The sequence below is a fragment of the Mesorhizobium sp. B2-4-15 genome (genome assembly GCF_006658505.1).
In the GTDB taxonomy this organism is placed as follows: Bacteria; Pseudomonadota; Alphaproteobacteria; order Rhizobiales; family Rhizobiaceae; genus Mesorhizobium.
On record NZ_VFUZ01000008.1, the window covers coordinates 175,487 to 198,507 of the forward strand.

Below are 23,021 nucleotides of genomic sequence, written 5' to 3' on the forward strand. Positions count from 1 at the left end.
CTATTCGGTCCTGATGCGCATTTCCACGCGGCGGTTGACCGGATCGTAAGGATTGGCGACGCGCGGATGCGATTTGCCAAGGCCGATTGCTTCGAGCCTGGTAGATTCCACGCCGTTCGCGGTCAGGAAGGCCGCCACCGACTGCGCCCTTCGCTGCGAAAGGTCCTGGTTATAGCGATCCGAGCCGGTTGCATCGGTATGACCTTCAACGACAAAGCTGAACGTTTTCAGCCGATTGTCCTTCAGCGCCTTGGCGAACTCGTCGAGTTCGGTGCGCGCGATCTGGTCGAGTTGCGCGGAATCAAGGGCGAAATTGATCATCATGTCGAGACCGGTTTTTTGTGAAGCTGAGCCAGTCTTCTCAGCCTTGCTCTTGCACTCTTCCTCCGTGCCGACGCAGATGCCACGCGAGGCGCCCAGATTGCCTGGCTGGCCGGCGAAGAACTTCACAATGTCTTCCGACTTCTGAAGCGGATCGGCGGAGACGTGCGTTGAAAGAAGCATGGCCGCCAATGCCAAGGCTGAACTGCCCCATCGCATGACCGTCACTCCTGTCCGAGAGGATTTCGCTGGCGCGTATCATATCAAATCGGGAAGCGATTGTCTGTGAACAAACGCACGCTGCTCGTGGCCGCTAACCTGCTAAAGACTGACACTTGACCGGCGCTCGGCCACAGGCTTCAGTACTGTTCCGCTGGCTCTCGGGGTGTGGCAGCCATGGCCAATGAACTCGGATACAGAACGGCACGGGATTTGTTTCTTGCTTGTCCCGCCATCGCCAGGGACATGAAATCGCTGGCCACCGGTCAGCCGCCGCTTGACTTTTGCCGTGCCCTGCTTGCCGGGCGCGTGCCGGAAGAAGCCGTCACGTTCTGCGCCTATCTCCTGCCCGAGCGAGCCGCCGTCTGGTGGGGACATGAATGCCTGAGCAATCTCGTTGAACTCCTCGCGGACGGGGATCTGGAATTGCTGGCGCTTGTCCACGACCGCGTCGGCGAACCTGACAATCCTCACCATCAAGCCGCCCTGAGCAATGCCCTGGACCTGCCGCCGGCGACGCCGGCCGCCTGGATCGCATTGGCGGCGGTGTGGCGTGAGCCGACCCTCAACATGGTATCGACCGGATTTCCTGCCGCCCACGCCGTCAATGCCGGAATTCTGGCCGGGCTCGCCCGCGCCTCGCAGGACGACCGGTTCACCGTGCTTTCCGCCTTTGTCGAAATGGGCATCCAGATGGCGGAGATGGAGGCGTAACGGCTTTCGCCGATCCCTACTCGCCGTCAGCTGGCATCAGGCCAGTATCAGCGGCAACCGCCTTGTGCCCATCTGGCCAGAGCGACCTTGAAGCGGGTACCGAGCGGATGCTGCAGGCGCAGGACCGAGACGTCGTTGGCGGCGAAATTCTTCGCCTGCTCGCACAATCTTGCTTCGTTCCACTCATGGCAGGTGTCGCAGTGCTTGCCTTCCCAAACCGACTTGTCGAGGCCTTCCACCGGACTGAAAAGTGGTTCGCTCCTGATCAACTGGGCGATGCTCTTGCCGTCGATCGCCGGGTCGCCGAACTTGACGGGACGATCGAAAAGAATCGGGCCGTCAGTCGCGAGCTTAGGGATTTTCGCGCGTAGAAGATCGAGCGCAAGCTGGTCGTCGGCCTGGCCTGACGACGCGCCGGTGTTGCGGGTTCCGGAGCCGGCTTCAGCCGGCGGAACGCTGGCCTCGCCGACGATCAGCGGCGCGTTGAGATCGACCTTGTGCAGGACAACCTCGGTGGTCAAGGAAACATTGATCCAGGGGCGTTGCTTGCCGGCGGTCGCCTTGAAGACGTCGCTGGTCACCCTGTTCATCGCTTCGGTGATGGAGACATTTGATTCTCCAATGTGCTGGAGCAATGCCGTCGTGAAGGGCGAGTGGTCGCCGGAGCCATCATAGGCGAGCTGGTTGGGACTGGCCGCGAAGGCGACAAGCGTTCCCGCGCCGCCATTCTCGATCGGAATTTCCGCAAGACCGCTGCTTGCACCTTTGATGCCCGCGGTCTTTGCCAGCACATCGGCCAACGGATTGTCGCGGCATGCGTCCAGGAACACCAGCCTTATGCTTGTCTCGCGAGACATCTGGCGCAGGATGAAATCGACGGACACGGTCTCAAAGTCGAGCGAGGTCTCGTCCTCCAGCGCGGCATCCACCGGAAGCAGATAGTTCTTGCCTGAAACCTGCAAGCCGTGGCCGGCATAGAAGAAAAGCGCCACATCGGCGCCGCGCACCTGCTTGGCGAACTGGGCGACCGTAGCCTGGGTTTGCTGCTTGGTGAGGTCGAAGCCGGAGATCACCTCGAAACCAAGGTTCTGCAAGCGCTCGGCCATCGCCTGGGCATCGCGCACGGGGTTGGCGAGCGGCGCGGCGTGCTGGTACTGCGAGTTGCCGAGCACGAGCGCGACCCGGCGCTCGGCGCTGGCGGCGGTCAAGGTCAAAAGCAAGACAAGGGCGGCAAGACCGGCGCCGCGAAGCAAGCCGGCGCAAAACGCTATTGGACGGCAGCCCACCCCGACCTCAGTTCGCGAGCTTCGTGGCGGAGAATTCGATCCGCCGATTGAGCGCCTTGTTCTTTGGTGTGTCGTTGGCGGCAACCGGCCGATCCTCGCCATAGCCGGCGGCACTGATCTGGCTGCGCGGCACGCCGTCGGCGACCAACGCATTGGCAACCGCCTGGGCGCGCCGTTCCGAAAGCGTTTTGTTTGCCTCGGGCGATCCGTCGGAGTCGGTGTAGCCGGACACTTCGACCTTGAGCGTTGGACACTTGCCGACGACACCTTCGACCTCCGCCAGCAGCGGACGGCTCTTGGCATCGAGCCTGACGCTTGCCGGGCGGAAGTAGATGGCGCCGGTGCGCGACAGCACGGCAAACCGGTTGAGGCACTCCTCATCGCTGAAATTGGTCCTCGCGGCATCGGTGGCCACCGGACCGACGTCGGCGGCAGCAGCGACGGTCTGCACCGCGGCCGGCTTGCTGCCATCCGCGGCAAAGACAAAATCGAAGGACACCGAGGCGGTGGGCACTATGTTCGTCACATTGGCGGCCTGCTGCAGCTTGTCGACGTTCGGCAGCAGGCCGAAATCCTCGACATGCACCGCGACGGGAGCCTCGGAAGCGACGGAGACCTGAGTGTCGCTGATCATGGTCACGACGACGCTCGCCTCCAGATCCTTGTCGACGCCGTGCAGGCTCAGCCGGAACGGCATGGTTGCCTTGATCCGGCGTTTGACCGGCAAGTCGGCAAATGCGGCCGGGTCCACCTTCGCCGTCAGCTCGGCCGTCGGATACTTGAATGTCTCGAAGAAAAGGAAGCGCATGCGAACATTGCGGAGGTCGACGCCCGTGTCGACGGAATTGAGATCGAAGCTGATCTTGGCGTCGCCGGCGGAGCTCAGCGTGCCGGTGATGTTCCTGATCTTGTTGGTCTCGACGATCGTGTTCTTCTTGACCGATTGATAGGTGAGCACCGAGGCGGCAGGATCGAGCGTCCAGTTCGCCGCGGCGCTCGCGGTTTGCACACCGAAGGCGAGCAAACCGAGCAGCACGGCGATCAGCCCAACTCGCCGGTCAGCGGACTTCGGCCGCGCTTTGCGCCAGAATGCTACGACTTCGAACATGGAACGCCCCCGCCAGGACTACCCGATCTCGATACCGGCACGAGACGGGAGCATAGAGCACTCGCCCTTGCTTGGCGAGCGGTTCTAGCCGTCGTGCGCGGTTGAAGACGCATGCCATGCAATCATCCACTGCGAGAGCGTCGTCACAGTCCGAGCGCGGCGATCAGCGAGTTCAGTGAAACTTTTGGTCAGCCTCCCCAGCCGCCACCGCCGCCGCCGCTGTTTCCGCCGCTGTTGCCACCACTATTGCCACCACTATTGCCGCCCCCTATGACCGGTAAGACCGGGGGCGGAGATTCAGGTGTTTCCCCAACGGGTTTGATCAGTTTCTTGGCAACGACAACCTTTGGCGCGGTCGTCGTGCGAATGACCTTCGTCTTGTGTTTCACCGTGGGGGTCGGCTCGGCTCTGGGCGTCACGGTCGTGCACCCCGCGACAGCCAGAGCGCCTGATAGGATCGCTGCGACGATTGCGTGTTTTTTCGATGCCCAGCCCACCGTATTGCCTCCACATTGATCAGAACAAGTCCCGCCGCGGGTTGGCTTGTTCCCAGACCGCCCTGGCTGTCTTGACCAGTCGATCGTCCAACGTGCCGTCCGCCGAAATCTTCGATTTGAGGTCCTCACGCATCCGCTTCAGAGCCGCCGTCTTGGCCTTGGCTCCGAACTTCGCCAGACTGCTCCTGGCATCCGGAATTTCGTTGTGCAGATCGAGCGCGGCGGCGAAAGCAAGGTAACGCACCGCCACGGCCTGGTCCGCCTTGTCACCCCTCTGCATCTCCAGAGCCGCGCGGTCATACGCGGCCGACTGATCGCCGCGATCGGTCGCCAGCTCGAATAGCCTTTGTGCTTCTGCAAGATCCTGCTGCACGCCGACACCGTCCCTGTACATGCGCGCAAGGCTCCCGGGGGCATAGGGTTGGCCGAGATCCATGGACTTCTGAAAAAGCGAGAGTGCTGTCTTCGGGTCCTTCTCGACCCCCGTGCCGGCGAGATAATTGCGGCCGAGCAAGTTCATCGAATACATGTCCTGTCGCTCGACGCCAGCTTTGAGGAAGGCCACGGCGCGAGCTGGATCGGCAGGCACGCCATTGCGACCTTCCGTGAAGATCGCCGCAAGATCGTTCATCGCATAGGTGTGCCCCATCGCCGCCGCCTTCAGCAGCAGGTCCAGCCCCTTGGTGCTGTCACGCTCGACACCGTAGCCGTTGAACAAGGCGCGGCCCCACGAGGTCATCCCATAGGGGTCCCCCTTGTCGGACGCTGCAGCGTAGAAGGTATTGGCCTGCTTGCGATTGACGGGCATGCCCGTTCCCGTCGCGTTGAGGTAGCCAAGCTCGAACACCGCGCGGACGTGCCCCTTGTCGGCAGCCTCCTGGATCGCCTTCTTGGCCTCATCGACCTTGCCGACCGCAAGCAGCGCCCGACCGAGCTGGTAGCGGAAGCGAGCGACGTCCGGATAGGCTTTCACCGCCGCCCGGCAGACGTCAACGGCGTTGCTGCTGATTTGGTTCGGCAGCAGGCCGGGGACGACGCCCTGCAGGTCAAGAGGCTCACCGGCCTCCCTATCGCAGGCATCGACGGTTGGTGACAGCTTCATCGTCGCCGGCTTCGACGAAGCGTTGTCAGCCCTGATTTCAAAGCCGACTATCAGTGGTTTGACGGCGCCAATCTGGGGTTCGTAGCGCAGGTGGTCGACTTCATCGGCCATCAGGCTCGAATCCGGAGACAAGGTCCGATCCGGCAGGGATAGCGTGCCGGTTGCCGGGTAGCTCGCAAGCTTCAGGCTGACCGCGGGATCCTTGGTCGGGAAATCCAGCTTCAAGGGAACCGGGCCCACGCCGACGGGAACCTGTACGTCACGGTTTTCGATCGCTTCGGCGGCGCCGGTAATGTGAATGCCTCGTTCCACCACTTCCTGTTTCTGCTCGGACTCGAGCGAGGCCACGAGTTGCTTGCCCTCGGCGCCCTCCCCATCCTTGACCCGGAACACCAGGATGCCTTGCGATTCGCCGCCCCAATTGTCGCGCGTTGCATAGGCCAGCATGTCGACTTCTTCCTGAGCGCCAGCACCCTTGGGCACCTCCATCTCCAATCGCGGGAGATCCTTGCCGGCGATCGGCTGACCCGCCGCTACCGGCTTGCCATCCAAGATCAGACGCCCCAATGCCGGCGGTCTCTCGATGCTGACGGTGACCGCGCCGCCATCGACATCGACCGGCTCCGGCAGGTCGAGCGCGACGGGGCCGACGCCAGACGGCACGACCTTTTCCAGTACCGGCGGCAGTGCGGGCCGGCTGGTGCGACGCATAAGGACGACCTCGTCGATCAGCGATGAGTTTTCCCAAGGCACCTGCTTGCCGGCCGTAGCCTCGACCACATCACGGCGAACGGCCGCCATCACCGAGCGTATCTCCTGGTTCGGCGCCAGCGCGCGACGGGAGAAGGCGGAGGAAAAAGGACTGAGATCGCCACTTCCGTCATAAGCGACAGCACCGGGTTCGGTGGCGAAGGCTATAAGCGTGTTCAGCGAACTTCTCACCTGCGCAAGGCCGGTGTCGCCGGCAGTGATCAGCTGGTCTCGCAACCAATAGTCCTTGCGCGGAAACGGATTGTTGCGGCAGGCGTCGAGGATGATCACCTGGATCTTCGATTTCGCGCGCAACTGCTGCAGCACATCATCGAGCTTTACGGCCTGCACCTCAATGTCAGCCGCGTTCCTGAGCGATGCATCGACCGGGATCAGGAAATTTTCACCGCCGATCTGAAACCCATGGCCAGAATAGTACACGACAGCAAGATTAGCGCCGTCCGCCGCCGCAAGGTAGTTGCGGAATTGCTTTTCGAATTCGATCTTGGTGAGATCCTTGGCGACGAACACGTCGAATCCGGCCAGCCGGAAGGTGTTCGATACGTCGTCGGCGTCCTTCTCCGGATTCTTCAGAGCCGGAATTTCGCGGTACTCGGAATTGCCGATGACAAGCGCAACCCTTCGATCAGCGCAAGCTTGGAACGCCGTGAAGCTCGCGAGGATCAGGGCCGCAATGAACGCACAACATCGCAGCATGGCTCATCCTTAACTGCTGGTGACCTGTCGGGCCACAAGACACAGCTCGTGACGCCGCGGTCCGTTAAAGACTTCACATCCGCCGAAACGGCAAGGCACGAAGGCACCCGCGATGGCTGGCAGATGCCGCACCCAATCAACTGCTAAAATAACCCAGTGGCGTGGGTACCGCAATAAGCCTGGGCGAATTCGACGTCGGGCCCGGAGAGTGCTTGGCACTGGCTGTGCGCTTTCAATAGCTTGTTCACCCGATCCCGACATGGGCGTCTGAACTTGTCGAAGATTCGGCGGTTCTCGGAAGGAGCGGATGAACGTCCATGAGAATGCCCGTCCGACGCGGCGCGGTCGAGATCGAATTGCAAGGTAGCTCGAGAGCGGGCAAACGCCGGAGGCCATTAAGCCGCAACGAGCTGAGCAATAGGTTGCGGCATGCTTCGCCTCTCGTGCTCGCCAGACCGACGTAGCAATTGCAGCGGCAATCGTAGGCCTGATGCTTGCTGCGGCCACCGGTCTGGCTGACTACGGCGCCTTTCAGAGGCTGCGCTGGGATTTCGGGAGCGATGATCTAGATGATGATGATCTCGATGATCTAGTGAGACTATTCCGTGTCTGAGGAGGTAATCATGAAAGCAATCGTAGTGACGGACCAGGCTGCGGGAACGGCCGGGTTGAAGCTGGCGGAGCGGCCTGAGCCGCAGGCAGCGATAAACGACGTCGTCGTTCAGGTTCATGCGTCGGGATTCGTCCCAACTGAACTGGCGTGGCCCTCGACCTGGACCGATCGCCGCGACCGTGACCGAACACCGTCGATTCCCGGGCACGAGCTCGCCGGAATTGTCATCGCTCTCGGCTATGGCACCACGGGTCTGTCGCCGGGACAGCGGGTGTTCGGCCTGGCCGACTGGTACCGCGACGGCACCCTGGCCGAGTACATAGCCATCGAGGCGCGCAACCTTGCGCCGCTGCCGGGCGACATCGACTTCACGGTGGGCGCGAGCCTGCCGATCTCGGGCCTCACCGCGTGGCAGGGATTGTTCCAGCATGGCCGCCTTCGGGCGGGACAGAGCGTCCTCGCGCACGGCGCGGCCGGCGCGGTCGGTTCGATGGTGACGCAACTTGCACGAGAGGCCGGCGCCTATGTCATCGGCACCGGTCGCGCCGCCGACCGTCAGAAGGCGCTCGACTTCGGCGCGAACGAGTTCGTCGACCTCGACAACGATGCCCTGGGAGATGTCGGCGGAGTCGACCTGGTGTTCGATGTCATCGGGGGCGACATCCAGAAGCGGTCTGCAGCCCTGATCCGAGCCGGAGGTACGCTGGTGAGTGCCGTCGGACCGGCCGAGGCGCGGCGCGTGGATGTCCTGGCGGTCGACTTCGTCGTCGAGTCCGATCGTGCCCAACTGAGCGAGATCGTCCAGCGGGTGCGAGACGGACGACTGCGGACGAATATCGGCAACATCGCGACCCTCGACGATGCGGTCGCCGCGCTCAACCCGACCGAGCGACGCAACGGGAAGACCGTCATCCGCGTTCGTCCGTGAGCGAGCGACACGCGCCCATCAATGGTTCATGGTGGCGTGGACGCGGCTGGTGCGACGTTGCTCATCTTGCCATGCAGGGCAACGCCGTTCACGACGATCTCGCCGGCCTGATGCGCCTCAAGGCGGTTGAAGCAGCGGATCAATGTCGACTTGCCGGAGCCTGAAGGCCCGCAGATGACGATGCGTTCACCCTTGTGGACGGTCAGGTTGATGTCCTTCAGCGCGTGGAACTGGCCGTACCATTTGGACACGGCCCTGGCTTCAATGATGGCTTGGGCGGTCATCGCACCTTGCTCCTGGCATAGTGACGCTCGATCCGGGACTGGAGCAGGAAGCCACGATGTAGTGCCGTGCGCGACATCCGTTACGTTGTCGGATTGTGCGTCAGTTCTGCATTAGATCGGAATACTGGATATGGCCTCGATCGGAATCCTAAGCCGTATCGTCAGGGACGACACGAGAGAGAGTCATAACAGGCGATGAGCCCGTTCTGCCCTAAAAGCGCGGGGAACCCCAGCTCGTTCATCTGGACGGTCACTCTCCTCGACGATCGGGCTGGGCTTTCCTTGATCGAGACGGGCCCTGGACCTAGCCGCCCATTTTCTTGGCCATCGCGCAGAATTCTGCGTGGGCCTTGTTAAGCGTGGTATCGCCGCAGTCTTTCAACACAGCCGTACGCTCGTCCGGTTTCATGGCCATCCAGGCGGTCTTGAAATCCGCTTCGGTCCTCAATGTTTTCATGCCGGCGTCAGTGAAGAACGGCGACATCTTGGCCGGGTCATCGAGTGCGGACGTGCCGGAACCGGCGGCTAATGCAGCACTACTCATCATTGCGAGCGCAACTGCGCCCAAGCTGAGCACCTTGAAGTTCATTTGAATATCCTCCGTTGGGTCCTTCAACAAAAGGTGACCTGGTGAAAAAACGTGAACTTAAGGGATCGGTTCCAAGCCGTTGAAAAAACAAACATGCTGGGCCACGTCGGCGCATATCTCTGGTTCGATGTGCCGTGAATCACAATCGTGCCGGGTTGACCAGACGGCCCGGCCCCCTCTTCTGGCGCTCTCGCGCCGCCGCTGTGAGGCTTCGCCGAGCGTGCCTGCGGCCCGACACCTATGTAGCGCTCGCCGATCTCCAGGCTTCGGTCGATACGCTCGAGCGTTATTGCCGCGATAGAGGGTTTCCCGTCGGAATCTAGGGCAATTCTTCGACCCCGATATCGAATCCGATTGCCTGTCCGCCACCTCCGGCAAAATACCTGATAAAAAGCACCGACAATGAAATATAGCATATTGCATAATGTTGAGCCGTGGCATAGCTTAAGCGAAGATCGCCAAGTCTCGCGGAAAGTCCTTTTTCATGTCTGAAGCCGAAGCCACAGCCTCCCGATCCGCATGGCGGTTAGCCAGGCCCGAAGAGGACGACCAGCCCAGCCTGCGCGAGGTCAATTCCTCCATCGCGGTGCCGAGTTCCGGCGCCTGGTCCCGCCGCCTGTTCGCTTTCATGGGTCCCGGCTACATGGTTTCGGTCGGCTACATGGATCCCGGCAATTGGGCGACCGACCTCGCTGGCGGCGCCCAGTTCGGCTACAGGCTCCTGTTCATCATCATGCTGTCCAACCTGATGGCGATCCTGCTGCAGGCGCTGGCCGCCCGTCTCGGCATCGCCACCGGCCGCGACCTCGCCCAGGCCTGTCGTGCCTATTATCCGCGCCCGGTCAATTTCGTGCTGTGGATCGCCTGCGAACTCGCCATCATCGCCTGTGATCTGGCCGAGGTGATCGGCACGGCGATCGCGCTGCAGCTCCTGTTCGGCATTCCGCTGATCGGCGGCGCCGTGCTCACCGCGCTCGACGCCTTCCTGGTGCTGCTGTTGATGAACAAGGGCTTTCGCTATCTCGAAGCCTTCGTCGTCGCGCTTTTGATCATCATCTTCAGCTGCTTTGCCATTCAGATTTTCGTTGCCGCCCCGCCGCCCGGCACGATCCTGCATTCGATGTTCGTGCCGTCCTCGGAAATCGTCACCAACCCGGCAATGCTCTATATCGCCATCGGCATCATCGGCGCCACGGTCATGCCGCACAATCTCTACCTGCACTCGTCGATCGTGCAGACCCGCGCCTATGAACGCACCGACGCCGGCAAACGCGATGCCGTCAAATGGGCAACGGCGGATTCGACCATCGCCCTGATGCTGGCGCTGTTCGTCAACGCCGCCATCCTGATCGTATCGGCGGTAGCCTTCCACAGCACCGGCCACCAGGATGTCGCCGAGATCGGTCAGGCTTTCGAGCTCTTGTCGCCATTGCTGGGCCTCGGCATCGCCTCGATCCTGTTTGCCGTCGCGCTGCTTGCCTCGGGCCTGAACTCGACGGTGACGGCGACACTTGCCGGCCAGATCGTCATGGAAGGTTTCCTGCGCCTGCGCATCCCCAACTGGGCGCGCCGGCTTTTGACGCGCGGCATCGCCATCGTCCCGGTCGTGGCCGTCACCGCGCTCTACGGCGAGAAGGGCACCGGCCAGTTGCTGGTGTTCAGCCAGGTGATCCTGTCGATGCAGCTGCCTTTCGCGGTCATCCCGCTGGTGCAGTTCGTGTCCGACCGGAAGAAGATGGGCAGTCTTGCCATTCCGCGCGCGGTCGCCGCGCTGGCCTGGGTGGTCGCGGCCATCATCCTGGTGCTCAATTTCAAGCTGCTCTACGACACGATGTTCGGGATGGGCTGAAGTCCACCCGGTCCCAAGAGCGCAAAATCGCGCTATCTTCCCGGGGGTCATGACCAATGTCGAAGACGCCAGAAAGTTCTATGCACGGCTGATGGCCGCCAACGCCGCCTCATCGGACCCGCGGCTGGAAGACGTGTTCGCCAGCGTTCCGCGCGAAGCCTTCCTCGGTCCGGGGCCGTGGACGATCATCGCCGGCAAGGGCAAGATAACCACGCCCAGCTCCGATCCGGTCCACCTCTACCAGAACGTGCTGGTGGCGCTCGATGCCGACAAGGGCATCAACAATGGCGAGCCGTTCCTGCACGCCATGTGGATCGGGAAACTGGCGCCGAGACCCGGCGAGGCCGCCACGCATATCGGCGCCGGCACCGGCTATTACACGGCGCTGCTGGCCAGACTTGTCGCGCCCGGCGGCAGCGTCACCGCCTTCGAGCTCGACAAAGACCTGGCCGGCCGCGCGCAAAAAAATCTCGAAGCCTATGACAACGTCGCCGTCGTCCATGGCGACGCCGTCACGGCGTCCCTGCCGCCATCCGACATCATCTACGTCAATGCCGGCGTCGTCGCACCTCCGGCCGGATGGCTGAAGGCGCTGCGGCCGGGCGGCCGCATGATCTTTCCCTGGCGCCCGACCGAGAGCGTTCCGTTCGCGGTGATGGTGACCCGCACCGGAAAAGGCTTCGCGTGCGAACCGTTCATGCGCTCCTGGTTCATCCCTTGCGTCGGCGCGTCGAGCGTGGACCCCGCCGCCAAGATCCCGACGCGCGACCAGGCCGCGCGCAGCCGCTCGATCTGGCTGACGCATGACAAGGCGCCGGACCGCACCGCCACGGCCATTTTCGGCGATGTCTGGTTCTCGTCGAAAAATCCCGGCGCTTGAGCTGGCAACGGGCGGATTGATACCGGCTTGCGCAAAATTTTTGGCAAACCGTGTCGGGATGGCCGCGCGCCGGCCGTCCTTGGGCCATAGTCCGGCCGCGACGGCGTGGATGGAACAAGGGAGAGCACAATGAGAAAGATCATCGCCGCCACCTTCGTCAGCCTCGATGGCGTCATGCAGGCGCCGGGCGGTCCGGAAGAGGATCCTGTCGGCGGCTTCGAGTTCGGCGGCTGGACGTTCCATTACTTTGACGAGGTGGCGGGCACGGTCATGGAAGAATTGTTCTCCAGACCCTTCGCGCTGCTGCTCGGCCGCAGGACCTACGACATCTTCGCCGCGTACTGGCCGTATCAGAAAGATCCGATCGGCGATGCCTTCAACCCGGCGACCAAATATGTGGCCACGCACCGTCCGGAATCGTTGACCTGGCAGAACACCCAGTGGCTTGGGCCCGATGTCGTTGCAAGGCTTAAGGAACTCAAGCAGGAAGACGGACCTGACCTGCTGATCCAGGGATCAGGCAATCTCATCCAGACGCTGCTCGCCAACGGGCTGATCGACGAAATCCGGCTCATGATCTTCCCGCTGTTGCTGGGCAAGGGCAAGCGGCTGTTCGGCGACAACGCGCTGCCCGCCGCCTTCAAGCTCACCAAGTCGCTAACGTCGACCACCGGCATTATCATGGCGACTTATGAGCGCGGCGGTGAGATCAAGACCGGCTCCTTTGTCACGGAGGAACCATCCGACGCCGAGCTCGAGCGGCGCAGGAACTGGAAGTAGCAGATCGGGCTTTTGCCTTGAACGTTTGCGCCGCCCGACGAACGCCCGGCAGGGCAATGAGGGGCGGCGCGACACTTCCGAGTTGGTCGCATCGATGGAACGTCGACATTCTCCAATGCAACAATTCAAGCCGCCTGTCTTTGCCGGCCCAACCCGTCACGAATATGTCGCGCGAACTCCAGCGCCGCCGGCCCCGCTCCATGTCTCGGCAAATGCAGGTTGATGGCAAAATTCGGCAGTGGCGGCAGGCCGGACTCGAACGGCAATATGTCGAGATCGGCCGGCACGGTGGAAGCCAGCCAGGTGGTGACGGCGAGGTCCGATCGCACGGTTGCCATCGTCGCGTCGATGTTGCCGTTCTCGAACACGGTGCGCCATTCCAGCCCGTGCTCGTTGAGCGCCGCCAGCACGACCGGGCGAAAGGCGCAAGTGTCGGCGACGATCGAAACCGGCAGCGGACGCTTGGCACGGGCAACGCCGCCCCTGGCGCCGACCCAGACCAGCCGGTCGATGGCAAGGCATTCGCCGGCGCTCGGACCAACCCGCTCCTCGATCACCGCAAGGTCAATGGTTCCCGCCGCCAGCGCCGAGGCCAGCTCCGGCGAGGAGGCGCAGACCAGCGAGATCTCGACCTGCGGGTAGGTTTCCGCATAGGTCTTCAGCACCGGCGCCAGCAAGGTACCGACGAGATCGTAGGGCACGCCGAGGCGCACCTCGCCAGCGACGGCACTTCCCGCCATCTCGGCCCAGATCTCGTCGTTGAGGCTGAGCAGGCGCTTTGCCTTGCCGAACAGCCGCTCGCCGGATCGTGTCAGGCGCAAGCCGCGCCTGTCGCGCTCGAACAGGCTGCAGCCGAGCGTCTCCTCCAGTCGCTTGACCTGCTGGCTGACGGCGCCCTGGGTCAGGTGCAGCGCGTTGGCGGCCGCCGTCATGCTGGCCTTGTCGGCCACGGTGACGAAGGTGCGGATGAGCGCTGTGTCGAGATTACGGATCATGCCTGCATTATAGTTCCTAATGCGGACCATGACAAACATTGCATTTACTGATTGATAGTCGCGCATACCATGACGGCCACCGACAAAGGAAGCCGCATGCTCCAGCCCATCCTGCCACTCATCCTCTTCGCCTTCGTGGCCACCGCCACGCCCGGCATCGCCACAACCTTGTCAACGGCGTCGGGCGCGCAGTTCGGCTTTCGCCGTTCGGTGCCCCTGATGATCGGCAGTGCCGCTGGCCTCGCGACCGTGACAGGGGCGGCCGCCGCCGGGCTCGCGGGCCTGTTGCTTGCGGTGCCATCCTTGCAGCTGGCGATGAAGATCGCCGGCTCGCTCTATCTGCTCTGGCTGGCGGTCAAGATCGGCCGTGCGGGGCCGCCCAATCTCGAAGTGGCGATGGCCAGACCCAACAGCTTCCTTGGCGGCGCCGGCATCCAGTGGATGAACCCCAAGGGCTGGGCCATGGGGCTGGGCGCGGCCGCTTCGTTTGCCGCGTTGGCCGACGGGCCGGGGCAACTCGCCTTGCTGCTCGGCTCCACTTTCGGCCTGACCGCCGCCATCTCGCTGTCCGTCTGGTGCGTCGCCGGCATGGTTCTGGCACGGCTGCTCAAGACCGAGTGGCAATGGCGCGCGCTCAACATCGTGCTGGCGCTGGTGCTGGCGGCGTCGATCATTCCGATGTGGCGGACTGTTTAGCACAGACCTAGTTCCTCTCTTTCGCAAAGCGGGGAGAGGAACCTAAATCCCACGAGGTCAGCGCCAGTACCCCCACCCGGACCTTCGGTCCGACCTCCCCACAAGGGGGAGGTAGAAAACACGCGCCCTACCCTCCCCCTTGTGGGGTCCGAAGCTCGGCCGAGACTCGTGGCTCGCCCGGGCAAGCCGATGCGAAGCAGCCGGGTGGGGTGCTGGTTCGCGTCGCGAACCCCTTTAGGCCGCGTAGCGAGGGGCCGGCTTGTCGGCGTGCAGGCTGCCGTAGAAGGCTTGCCTGGCGCCGAGGAACGTATCCAGCTTGGCCACGTCGACAAGCGCCGGCGCGGTGACGGCTTCGCCCCTGGCCAGGCCGACAAGGGCGGCATCGACCAGATCGTCGGCATTCATGATGATTTCCTTCGGCAACTGGTCGATGTCGCTGCCGGCAAGTTCCCAGAAATCGGTTCGAGTCGCGCCCGGCAGCACCACCTGGACCTTCACGCCGGTGCCCGCGACCTCGCGATGCAGGGCTTCGGTGAAGTTGACGACATACGCCTTGGTGCCGCTGTAGATACCGCCGAACGAGCTGTCGAAGGCAAGCACCGAGGCGATGTTGACGATGGCGCCGCGATTGCGCGCCAGAAGCCCCGGCAGCACCGCGCGCGTCAGCCGGGTGAGCGCCACGACATTGACCTTGATCATGCGCTCGGCCGCGTCGACGTCGGCCGTCGCCACCACCTGCTGGCCGCCGAGGCCGGCATTGTTGACCAGCAGCGTCACGCTCTCGTCGGCGGATATCGCCTGCTCGACGCGCCGCACATCATCGTCGTCGGACAGATCGGCGCTGATCACGCTGACCTTGCGATGATAGGCATAGCGCAGCTTCTCGGCCAGTTCCTCCAGCCGGTCGGCGCGGCGCGCCACCAGCACGAGGTCATACCCCTGGCCCGCCAGCCGGTCCGCATAGACCGCACCGATGCCCGATGAAGCGCCGGTGACGACCGCCGTGCCCTTGTTGTCTTTCCCAGTCATTGTCGTTCCTTCCGTCCTGTTCGTTGTCGCTCGGCCTTGCGGACTATCGAGTCCCCGCGCCGCGCCATCCAATTCCAATTAGTGGCATATGCCACCTTCGCCGAAGTAGGTATATGCCACTATCTTGTCAACGGCGACCCCGAAAACTATTTTTGCGATAGGGCTGGCGCATCCGTTGCGCAGCCAAGGAGTTCACATGACCGAGAGCCACGGGCCGGGATTCAGCCTTTGCAACAACGCCACGCTGCGCCGTGCCGGGCGCAGCCTCGGCCGTTTCTATGACGACATGCTGGCGCCTTCCGGGCTGAAGGGCACGCAGTTCGGCTTGCTCTTTCAGATCGATGTCAGCGACGAGCCGACGATGGGCGCCATAGCCGAGGCGCTGATTATGGACCTGTCGGCGCTCGGCCATACGCTGAAGCCGCTGATCCGCGACGGCTTTGTCGAGACTTTCACCGACAGGGACGACCGCCGCGTCAGGCGCGTACGGCTGACACCGGAGGGCAAGGTCAAGCTCGAGGAAGCGATAAAACTCTGGAGCATGGCCCAGCAGCGCTTCGAGGCGGTGGTCGGCAAGGAGCGCGCGGCCCAGCTGCGTGCCGCGCTGGATGAAATCGCCGCGCTGGATTTCGATACGCCGACGGCCGCCCCTTCCGACTGAAGGAGCGGCCGTCAAATCGGTCGGTCAATTCTATTCCGCCGGCATCGCCACCGGCCTCGCCAGCACCCGCCCGGCCAGCACGATACCCAGTCCAATCAACGGAAACATCGCGGCGACGAGGCCGAGATCGGCCGGCGCGCCGTAGCGCAGCACCTCGCCGCCGACGACGGCACCAAGCGCCACGCCCAGATAAAGCGCCGAGCCGTTGAGCGACAGCACGATCGGGGCGGCGTCGGGCGCCAGCTTGATGATGCGGCTGGCCTGCGCCGGCGGGAACGCCCAGCCGACGATGCCCCATGGCACCATCATCGCCATCAGCGCCGGTCCCGCGATCTCGCGCGGCAGGAAGGTCGGGACGACCGACAGCATCACCAGCATGGCCGCGCTCAGCGTCAGCGACCAGCCGACGGTGCGCGTGGCGCCGAAACGGTCAGCCGCCTGGCCGCCGGCGATGTTGCCGATGACGGCGCCGACTCCAAAGGCGAGCAGCATGCCGGGCAACGCGATCTGGCCGAGCCCGGCGCCCTCGATGGCAAGCGGCGCGACATAGGCAAAGACGGTGAAGGCACCGGTCAGCGCCAGCAGCGTCGTCAACAGGATCGGCATCACGCCGGGCCGCATGGCCGCCGCCAGCCGGCGCTTCAGGGGCAGCCTGGTGCCGACGATGCCGCGCGGCAGCCGATACCACAGGATGGCTCCGGCGAGCGCGCCAAGCCCGGCAATGGCATAGAAGGTGCCGCGCCAGCCGGCGATCGCGGCGACCAACGCGCCGAGCGGCGCACCAACGGCAACGGCGACCGTGGTGCCGCCGACGACGACGGCAATGGCGCGCGCCCGGTGATGGTCATCGACCAGCGCCACCGCCGTGCCCTGCGCGGTGGCCGCGAACAGGCCCGATGATAGCGCCATGATGATGCGCGCGATAAGCAGCACCTCGAAGGAGGAACTCATTGCGGCGGCGATATTGCCGACGACGAAGAACACCAGCGTCCACAGGATGACGCGGCGCCGGTCCCATTCGCCAGTCAGCGTCGCCAGGATAGGCGTGCCGACCGCATAGGCGAGCGCGAAGGCGGTGATCAGCGATCCGGCGAGCGGGATGGAAATGCCGGCGTCCGCCGCGATATCAGGCAGGAGGCTGGAGATGACGAAGCCTTCGGTCGAGATCGTGAACGATCCGAGCGCAAGCCAGAAGAGCCGCTTGTCCATGGCATGTGTCCTTAGTTCAAAAGTTATTGAACAATTGGACATAACGGGGCATGATGTCAATGAAGCCAGGCAAAAATAGCAGAACCATCCTGACAGCCCTGTGTCAGCACGGTCATCGAATGGAGAAACAGTGTGCATGCCCACGGCAGGACAGACGCGTTGAAATCGGCCCGAACTGTGCTTAGTTTTCGAGCATGACCCTGCCCCATCCCAATATTGACCAGATCAGCCTGCCGATCGTGCTCGGCGTGCTCGGCGACCCGACACGGCTGGCCATCGTGCGCTATCTCGCCAGCAAGGAAGGCGTGCCGCTGAACTGCAGCCGTTTCCTCGACCTCGGCTCCAAGACCAATCTGAGCTATCACCTCGCCAAGCTGCGTGAGGCCGGGGTCACCCGCGCCGAAGTGGTCGGCACCAACCGCATGATCACGCTGCGCCGCGCCGATCTCGACGCCCGCTTCCCCGGCCTGCTCGACAGTGTCATCGCCGCCGCCGTGGACGACCCCGCGCTGCCGGCCGTCGGCGGCCACGACATCGATGTGCCGGCCTGAAGAACTCCCCGGCCTATGGAATTGCAAAGGATTTCGCCCTGCTGAAGATGGGTCTATAGCCCGCTCGGCGCGGCGTCGGTGTCGACGCTGACGATCACCGACATGCCGGGCGCAGCATCCGGGCAAGGTCCTGCCCTTCGTCGATCTCGATGCGCACGGGAGGATTGACCTGGCGAGGGGATCGGCTGCGGCTTCGAAGGCAGCAGCAGGGGTTCTCCCGTCCGCCCAGCAGCATGGTTCGCCTGAATTTTCGGACTTACATGGCGGCACGTCGTCCCTTATAAAACCGGCCGGGCATGCGGCGGAACCGCCGTGACATGGTGATTTGACTATCGGCGCACGGCCAAATGAAGAGGCGCACAGTTACGCTCCGAAAAAGTTTGCATGCGCTGATTGCCGCCGCTCCGCTGCTGATGGCGGCGTGGCAGGCTGTTGTCCCGGCCCATGCCGAAGAGGCGCCGTTCATCTCCATCGTCACCGGGCTGGCGCCAGACGACCTGCTCAATGTCCGCACCAAGCCATCGCCGATCGGCAAGACCGAGACCCGTCTGGCCGCTGGCGCCAGCGTCAGGAATCTCGGCTGCAACGATATTGACGGGCATCAATGGTGCAAGATCGTGTCGGACAATCCCCGGGCAACTGGCTGGGCCCCCGCGCGCTATCTCGTTCCCGTCAACCCGGCGGCCGTATCTGACGCGGACCAACAGGCGGATGCCGGCACCGAGGACGCGGGCGCGGCTGCCGATGTGAACACCGACGGGGACAGGGTGGCGGCCGCCGATCCCGCCCAGCCGCTGGCACCTCCGGCCGACCTGGCGGCAAGGTTGGGGCGCGCGGCTCATCCAGCCGCCCCTGAACCGCCGATGAAATCGGCCGCCGACACCGCCATGCAGGATGCCTACGGCCTGGCATTGGCCGCTGCCGAAACCCCGTCGACCGGTGAGGTGGCCACACCTGCCCAGGACCCGCAGACCGTCGCGGAACTGCCGCATCAGTCAGACGCTCTCGCCAGTGGCGGCGCTGTCGAGATTCCCTGCGCCCGCAATGTCGGCCAACCGATGACCCGCTGCGCGGCAACAGTCCTGCATAAGGGTACGGACAAGGCCGAAGTGACGGTGACCTGGCCCGACGGCGGCACCCGTGTCATCTCGTTCGACGGTGGCCGGCCGGCCGGCTCGGACGCCCAAGGCGATTTCCGCTTCACCCGCGAAGGCAGCCTCAGCATGATCCGCGTCGGGGTGTCGGAACGGTTCGAGATCACCGACGCGGTGGCGTTCGGGGAATAGTTTCTAAAGGCAGTAGGGCAGTAGGGCAGTAAGGCAATATGTGAAGTGCCTGGAGTCGCTTGCCCTACTGCCCTACTGCCCTACTGCCCTACTGCATTTTCGGGGTTACATCCCGCAAAACTCTTCCCTATAAGGCCCTCCTAGCCTGATACCAGAATCGCAAGCACAACCGGCCGGGTCTTCCCGTCCCGGTTTTTCGTGCAAGCCGCTCGCCGAACGGAATTTCGAACATGCCAAGACGCACCGACATCAAGTCGATCCTGATCATCGGGGCCGGCCCCATCGTCATCGGCCAGGCCTGCGAGTTCGACTATTCCGGCACCCAGGCCTGCAAGGCGCTGAAGGAAGAGGGCTTTCGCGTCATCCTGGTCAATTCCAATCCGGCCACCATCATGACCGACCCGGAACTGGCCGACGCCACCTACATCGAACCGATCACGCCCGAGGTCGTCGCCAAGATCATCGCCAAGGAGCGGCCCGATGCGCTCCTGCCGACCATGGGTGGCCAGACCGCGCTCAACACCGCGCTGTCGCTGCGCCGCATGGGCGTGCTCGAGCGCTATCAGGTCGAGATGATCGGCGCCGACGCCACGGCGATCGACAAGGCCGAGGACCGCGCGCTGTTCCGCGAGGCGATGAGCAAGATCGGGCTCGAGACGCCGAAGTCGATGCTGGCCAACGCCACCGACGTCAAGAACGCCGACCGCAAGACGCATGAGGCCGAGCGCGCCGCGCTGAAGGCCGAGAAGCCCGAGAATCTCGACGCCGCGCTCGACGCGCTCGAAACCAGCTGGAACCTCGGCGAGGGCGACCGCAAGCAGCGCTATATCGGCCATGCCATGGCGGTGGCCGCGCAGGCGCTCGACCATGTCGGCCTGCCGGCCATCATCCGCCCCTCCTTCACCATGGGCGGCACCGGCGGCGGCATCGCCTACAACAGGGCCGAGTTCTACGACATCGTCCAGTCCGGCCTCGACGCCTCGCCCACCACTGAAGTGCTGATCGAGGAAAGCGTGCTCGGCTGGAAGGAGTATGAGATGGAGGTGGTCCGCGACAAAGCGGACAATTGCATCATCGTCTGCTCGATCGAGAACATCGACCCGATGGGCGTGCACACCGGCGACTCCATCACCGTCGCGCCGGCGCTGACCTTGACCGACAAGGAATACCAGATGATGCGCAACGCCTCGATCGCGGTGCTGCGCGAGATCGGCGTCGAGACCGGCGGCTCGAACGTGCAGTTCGCCGTCAACCCGGCCGATGGCCGCCTCGTCGTCATTGAGATGAACCCTCGCGTTTCGCGCTCGTCCGCGCTGGCCTCAAAGGCGACCGGCTTCCCCATCGCCAAGATCGCCGCCAAGCTCGCCGTCGGCTACACGCTGGACGAGTTGGAGAACGACATCACCGGCGGCGCCACGCCGGCCTCGTTCGAACCGTCGATCGATTACGTGGTGACGAAGATCCCGCGCTTTGCCTTCGAAAAATTCCCCGGCGCCGAACCCGTGCTGACCACCGCCATGAAGTCGGTCGGCGAGGTCATGGCCATCGGCCGCACCTTCCAGGAATCGCTGCAGAAGGCGCTGCGCGGTCTGGAGACAGGCCTGACCGGCCTCGACGAGATCGAGATCCCCGGCCTCGGCCATGGAACCGCGGTCGCCAGCCATGCCGACGACCGCAACGCCATCCGCGCGGCACTCGGCACGCCGACGCCCGACCGGCTGCGCATGGTGGCGCAGGCGATCCGCATGGGCACCTCGCTGGAAGACGTGCACGCAATGTGCAAGATCGACCCGTGGTTCCTCGAACAGATATCAGGCATCGTCGCCACGGAAGCGCGCATCCGCGAGCATGGCCTGCCGCAGGATGCCGTCAATCTGCGCATGCTGAAGGCGATGGGCTTCTCCGATGCCCGCCTCGCCTCGCTGACGAAGACCGACGCCGAAGTGGTTGCGAAGATTCGTGAAAAGCTCGACGTTCATCCGGTTTACAAGCGCATCGACACCTGCGCGGCCGAGTTCGCCTCGCCCACCGCCTATATGTACTCGACCTATGAAGTGCCGTTCGCGGGCGCTCTCGCCAACGAGGCGCAGGTGTCGTCGCGGAAAAAGGTGGTCATCCTCGGCGGCGGGCCGAACCGCATCGGCCAGGGCATCGAGTTCGACTATTGCTGCTGCCATGCGGCGTTCGCGCTGCGCGATGCCGGCTATGAAGCGATCATGATCAACTGCAACCCCGAGACCGTGTCGACCGACTACGACACCTCGGACCGGCTCTATTTCGATCCGCTGACGGCCGAAGACGTTCTGGAGATCCTGCGCGCCGAAAAGGCCTCGGGCGAACTGGTCGGCGTCATCGTCCAGTTCGGCGGCCAGACGCCGCTGAAGCTGGCCGACGCGCTGGAGAAGGCCGGCATTCCGATCCTCGGCACCTCGCCCGACATGATCGATCTGGCCGAAGACCGCGACCGCTTCCAGAAGCTCCTGCACAAGCTCAACCTCAGCCAGCCGAAGAACGGCATCGCCTATTCGGTCGAGCAGGCCCGCCTCGTCGCCGGTGAGCTCGGCTTCCCGCTGGTGGTGCGCCCTTCCTATGTGCTCGGCGGCCGCGCCATGCAGATCATCCATGACGAGAGCATGCTGCAGACCTACCTGCTCGACACCGTGCCCGGCCTGGTGCCGGAGGACATCAAGCAGAAATACCCCAACGACAAGACCGGCCAGATCAACACGCTGCTGGGCAAGAACCCGCTGTTGTTCGACACATATCTGTCCGGCGCCATCGAGGTCGATGTCGATTGCCTCTGCGATGGCAAGGCGACCTTCGTGTCGGGCATCCTGGAACACATCGAGGAAGCCGGCATCCATTCGGGCGACTCGGCCTGCTCGCTGCCCGTTCACTCGCTGCCTTCGGACCTCGTCGACGAGTTGGAGCGCCAGACGGCCGCGCTGGCCCGCGCGCTCAATGTCGGCGGCTTGATGAACGTGCAGTACGCGATCAAGGACGGCACGGTCTATGTGCTGGAGGTCAATCCGCGGGCGTCGCGCACCGTGCCCTTCGTCGCCAAGACCGTCGGGCGGCCGATCGCCAAGATCGCCGCCCGCATCATGGCCGGCGAGACGCTGGAAGACGCCTTCGCCCATTACGGCCCCCTGCCCGATGCCCGCAACCCCGGCCACATCGCGGTCAAGGAAGCCGTCTTCCCCTTCGCCCGTTTCCCCGGCGTCGACATATTGCTCGGCCCGGAAATGCGCTCGACCGGCGAGGTCATGGGCCTCGACCGCGATTTCGCGCTGGCCTTCGCCAAGAGCCAGCTCGGCGCCGGCGTCGACCTGCCGCGCTACGGCACGTTGTTCGTCTCGGTGCGAGACGAGGACAAGAAAGGCATATTGCCCGCAGTGAAGCGCCTCGCCGGCCTCGGCTTCAAGGTGCTGGCCACATCAGGCACGCAGCGCTTCCTCGCCGAAAACGGTGTCGTCGCCGAAAAGATCAACAAGGTCCTGGAAGGCCGCCCCCACATCGAAGACGCCATCCGCAACCGCCAGGTCCAGATCGTCTTCAACACCACGGACGGCCAGAAGGCGGTGTCGGACTCCAAGTCGCTGCGACGCGCCACGCTGATGCAGAAGGTGCCGTATTACACGACGCTGTCGGGCGCCGCGGCCGTGGCCGAGGCGATTGCGGCGCTGAAGGCGGGGAGCCTCGAAGTCAGGCCGCTGCAGGAGTATTTTGCTTAAGGTGATTAGTTCCCTTCTCCCCGTTCAACGGGGAGAAGGTGCCGGCAGGCGGATGAGGGGCAGCGCCATCTGACCATCAGCAGGAGCCCCTACTAACTTGGTAGGTTCAATAGTCCTTGCTTCCAGAGAACCCGAAGTCGATTTCGAATGTTCATTGCGACCTGCCCCGCGTTTAGTCGGTCGTACTTGGAATGGGTATCCATCAATCCGTTGAGACGTGCGA

18 protein-coding genes and 1 pseudogene are annotated in these 23,021 nt (G+C 63.7%); 10 read left to right on the plus strand and 9 right to left on the minus strand.

From position 1 onward, the window contains the following. A complete protein-coding gene (locus tag FJ930_RS12410; RefSeq protein ID WP_140744450.1) occupies positions 1-504 on the minus strand; it encodes an OmpA family protein in 504 nt (167 codons plus the stop codon). 213 nt (positions 505-717) lie between these two features. Here FJ930_RS12410 and FJ930_RS12415 point away from each other — a divergent pair, with 213 nt between their 5' ends. Then, positions 718-1,254 (plus strand): hypothetical protein, encoded by a 537-nt coding sequence (locus tag FJ930_RS12415; protein ID WP_246676886.1) that lies wholly within the window; start codon positions 718-720, stop codon positions 1,252-1,254. Positions 1,255-1,301: 47 nt separating this feature from the next. Here FJ930_RS12415 and FJ930_RS12420 read toward each other — a convergent pair whose 3' ends face one another. The 3 genes from FJ930_RS12420 to FJ930_RS12435 form a co-directional block, all read right to left on the minus strand. Continuing rightward, a complete protein-coding gene (locus FJ930_RS12420; protein WP_246676887.1) occupies positions 1,302-2,507 on the minus strand; it encodes a caspase domain-containing protein in 1,206 nt (401 codons plus the stop codon). A 40-nt stretch (positions 2,508-2,547) separates the two neighbouring features. After that, on the minus strand, positions 2,548-3,648 hold the full coding sequence (locus FJ930_RS12425; RefSeq protein WP_141837897.1) for an OmpA family protein: 1,101 nt from the start codon (positions 3,646-3,648) through the stop codon (positions 2,548-2,550). 516 nt (positions 3,649-4,164) lie between these two features. Then, positions 4,165-6,714, minus strand: coding sequence for a caspase family protein (locus FJ930_RS12435; RefSeq protein WP_141837901.1), 2,550 nt, complete (start codon positions 6,712-6,714; stop codon positions 4,165-4,167). Positions 6,715-7,337: 623 nt separating this feature from the next. Between FJ930_RS12435 and FJ930_RS12440 the strand changes: the two genes are divergently transcribed. After that, on the plus strand, positions 7,338-8,255 hold the full coding sequence (locus tag FJ930_RS12440; protein WP_141837903.1) for an NADP-dependent oxidoreductase: 918 nt from the start codon (positions 7,338-7,340) through the stop codon (positions 8,253-8,255). A gap of 53 nt (positions 8,256-8,308) precedes the next feature. Here the strand turns inward: FJ930_RS12440 and FJ930_RS12445 are convergent. Both FJ930_RS12445 and FJ930_RS12450 read right to left on the minus strand, forming a co-directional pair. Further along, positions 8,309-8,539 (minus strand): annotated as a pseudogene (locus tag FJ930_RS12445) (ATP-binding cassette domain-containing protein); the annotation flags it as partial. 304 nt (positions 8,540-8,843) lie between these two features. Then, positions 8,844-9,128: a hypothetical protein gene (locus FJ930_RS12450; RefSeq protein ID WP_140744435.1), complete on the minus strand. Its 285-nt coding sequence runs from the start codon at positions 9,126-9,128 to the stop codon at positions 8,844-8,846. Positions 9,129-9,612: 484 nt separating this feature from the next. Here FJ930_RS12450 and FJ930_RS12455 point away from each other — a divergent pair, with 484 nt between their 5' ends. The 3 genes from FJ930_RS12455 (at position 9,613) to FJ930_RS12465 (ending at position 12,637) form a co-directional block, all read left to right on the plus strand. Further along, complete coding sequence (locus tag FJ930_RS12455; RefSeq protein WP_141837905.1) at positions 9,613-10,977, plus strand: Nramp family divalent metal transporter; 1,365 nt, start codon at positions 9,613-9,615, stop codon at positions 10,975-10,977. A gap of 49 nt (positions 10,978-11,026) precedes the next feature. Beyond that, positions 11,027-11,857, plus strand: a complete 831-nt coding sequence (locus FJ930_RS12460; RefSeq protein WP_181763359.1) for a protein-L-isoaspartate O-methyltransferase — start codon at positions 11,027-11,029, stop codon at positions 11,855-11,857. Between the two features lie 129 nt (positions 11,858-11,986). Further along, positions 11,987-12,637: a dihydrofolate reductase family protein gene (locus FJ930_RS12465; RefSeq protein ID WP_141837907.1), complete on the plus strand. Its 651-nt coding sequence runs from the start codon at positions 11,987-11,989 to the stop codon at positions 12,635-12,637. Between the two features lie 125 nt (positions 12,638-12,762). Here FJ930_RS12465 and FJ930_RS12470 read toward each other — a convergent pair whose 3' ends face one another. Next, positions 12,763-13,632: a LysR substrate-binding domain-containing protein gene (locus FJ930_RS12470; RefSeq protein WP_141837910.1), complete on the minus strand. Its 870-nt coding sequence runs from the start codon at positions 13,630-13,632 to the stop codon at positions 12,763-12,765. 96 nt (positions 13,633-13,728) lie between these two features. Here FJ930_RS12470 and FJ930_RS12475 point away from each other — a divergent pair, with 96 nt between their 5' ends. Next, on the plus strand, positions 13,729-14,328 hold the full coding sequence (locus FJ930_RS12475; protein WP_141837912.1) for a LysE family translocator: 600 nt from the start codon (positions 13,729-13,731) through the stop codon (positions 14,326-14,328). A 234-nt stretch (positions 14,329-14,562) separates the two neighbouring features. On the opposite strand, the gene FJ930_RS12480 is transcribed toward FJ930_RS12475, so the two are convergent. After that, a complete protein-coding gene (locus FJ930_RS12480) occupies positions 14,563-15,357 on the minus strand; it encodes an SDR family oxidoreductase (RefSeq protein ID WP_141837914.1) in 795 nt (264 codons plus the stop codon). A 196-nt stretch (positions 15,358-15,553) separates the two neighbouring features. Between FJ930_RS12480 and FJ930_RS12485 the strand changes: the two genes are divergently transcribed. After that, positions 15,554-16,018: a MarR family winged helix-turn-helix transcriptional regulator gene (locus tag FJ930_RS12485; protein ID WP_141837916.1), complete on the plus strand. Its 465-nt coding sequence runs from the start codon at positions 15,554-15,556 to the stop codon at positions 16,016-16,018. A gap of 30 nt (positions 16,019-16,048) precedes the next feature. On the opposite strand, the gene FJ930_RS12490 is transcribed toward FJ930_RS12485, so the two are convergent. Further along, positions 16,049-17,227: an MFS transporter gene (locus tag FJ930_RS12490; RefSeq protein WP_141837917.1), complete on the minus strand. Its 1,179-nt coding sequence runs from the start codon at positions 17,225-17,227 to the stop codon at positions 16,049-16,051. A gap of 194 nt (positions 17,228-17,421) precedes the next feature. Between FJ930_RS12490 and FJ930_RS12495 the strand changes: the two genes are divergently transcribed. The 3 genes from FJ930_RS12495 to carB all read left to right on the plus strand — a co-directional run bounded on the left by FJ930_RS12495 (position 17,422) and on the right by carB (position 22,798). After that, positions 17,422-17,778 carry a helix-turn-helix transcriptional regulator gene (locus tag FJ930_RS12495; RefSeq protein WP_141837919.1) on the plus strand — a complete coding sequence of 119 codons (357 nt, stop codon included), beginning with the start codon at positions 17,422-17,424 and terminating at the stop codon, positions 17,776-17,778. Between the two features lie 347 nt (positions 17,779-18,125). After that, positions 18,126-19,064 carry an SH3 domain-containing protein gene (locus FJ930_RS12500; protein WP_141837921.1) on the plus strand — a complete coding sequence of 313 codons (939 nt, stop codon included), beginning with the start codon at positions 18,126-18,128 and terminating at the stop codon, positions 19,062-19,064. Positions 19,065-19,294: 230 nt separating this feature from the next. Further along, the gene (gene carB, locus FJ930_RS12505; RefSeq protein WP_141837923.1) at positions 19,295-22,798 is read left to right on the plus strand and encodes a carbamoyl-phosphate synthase large subunit; all 3,504 of its coding nucleotides are present in this window, start codon (positions 19,295-19,297) and stop codon (positions 22,796-22,798) included. The last annotated feature ends 223 nt before the right edge of the window (positions 22,799-23,021 follow it).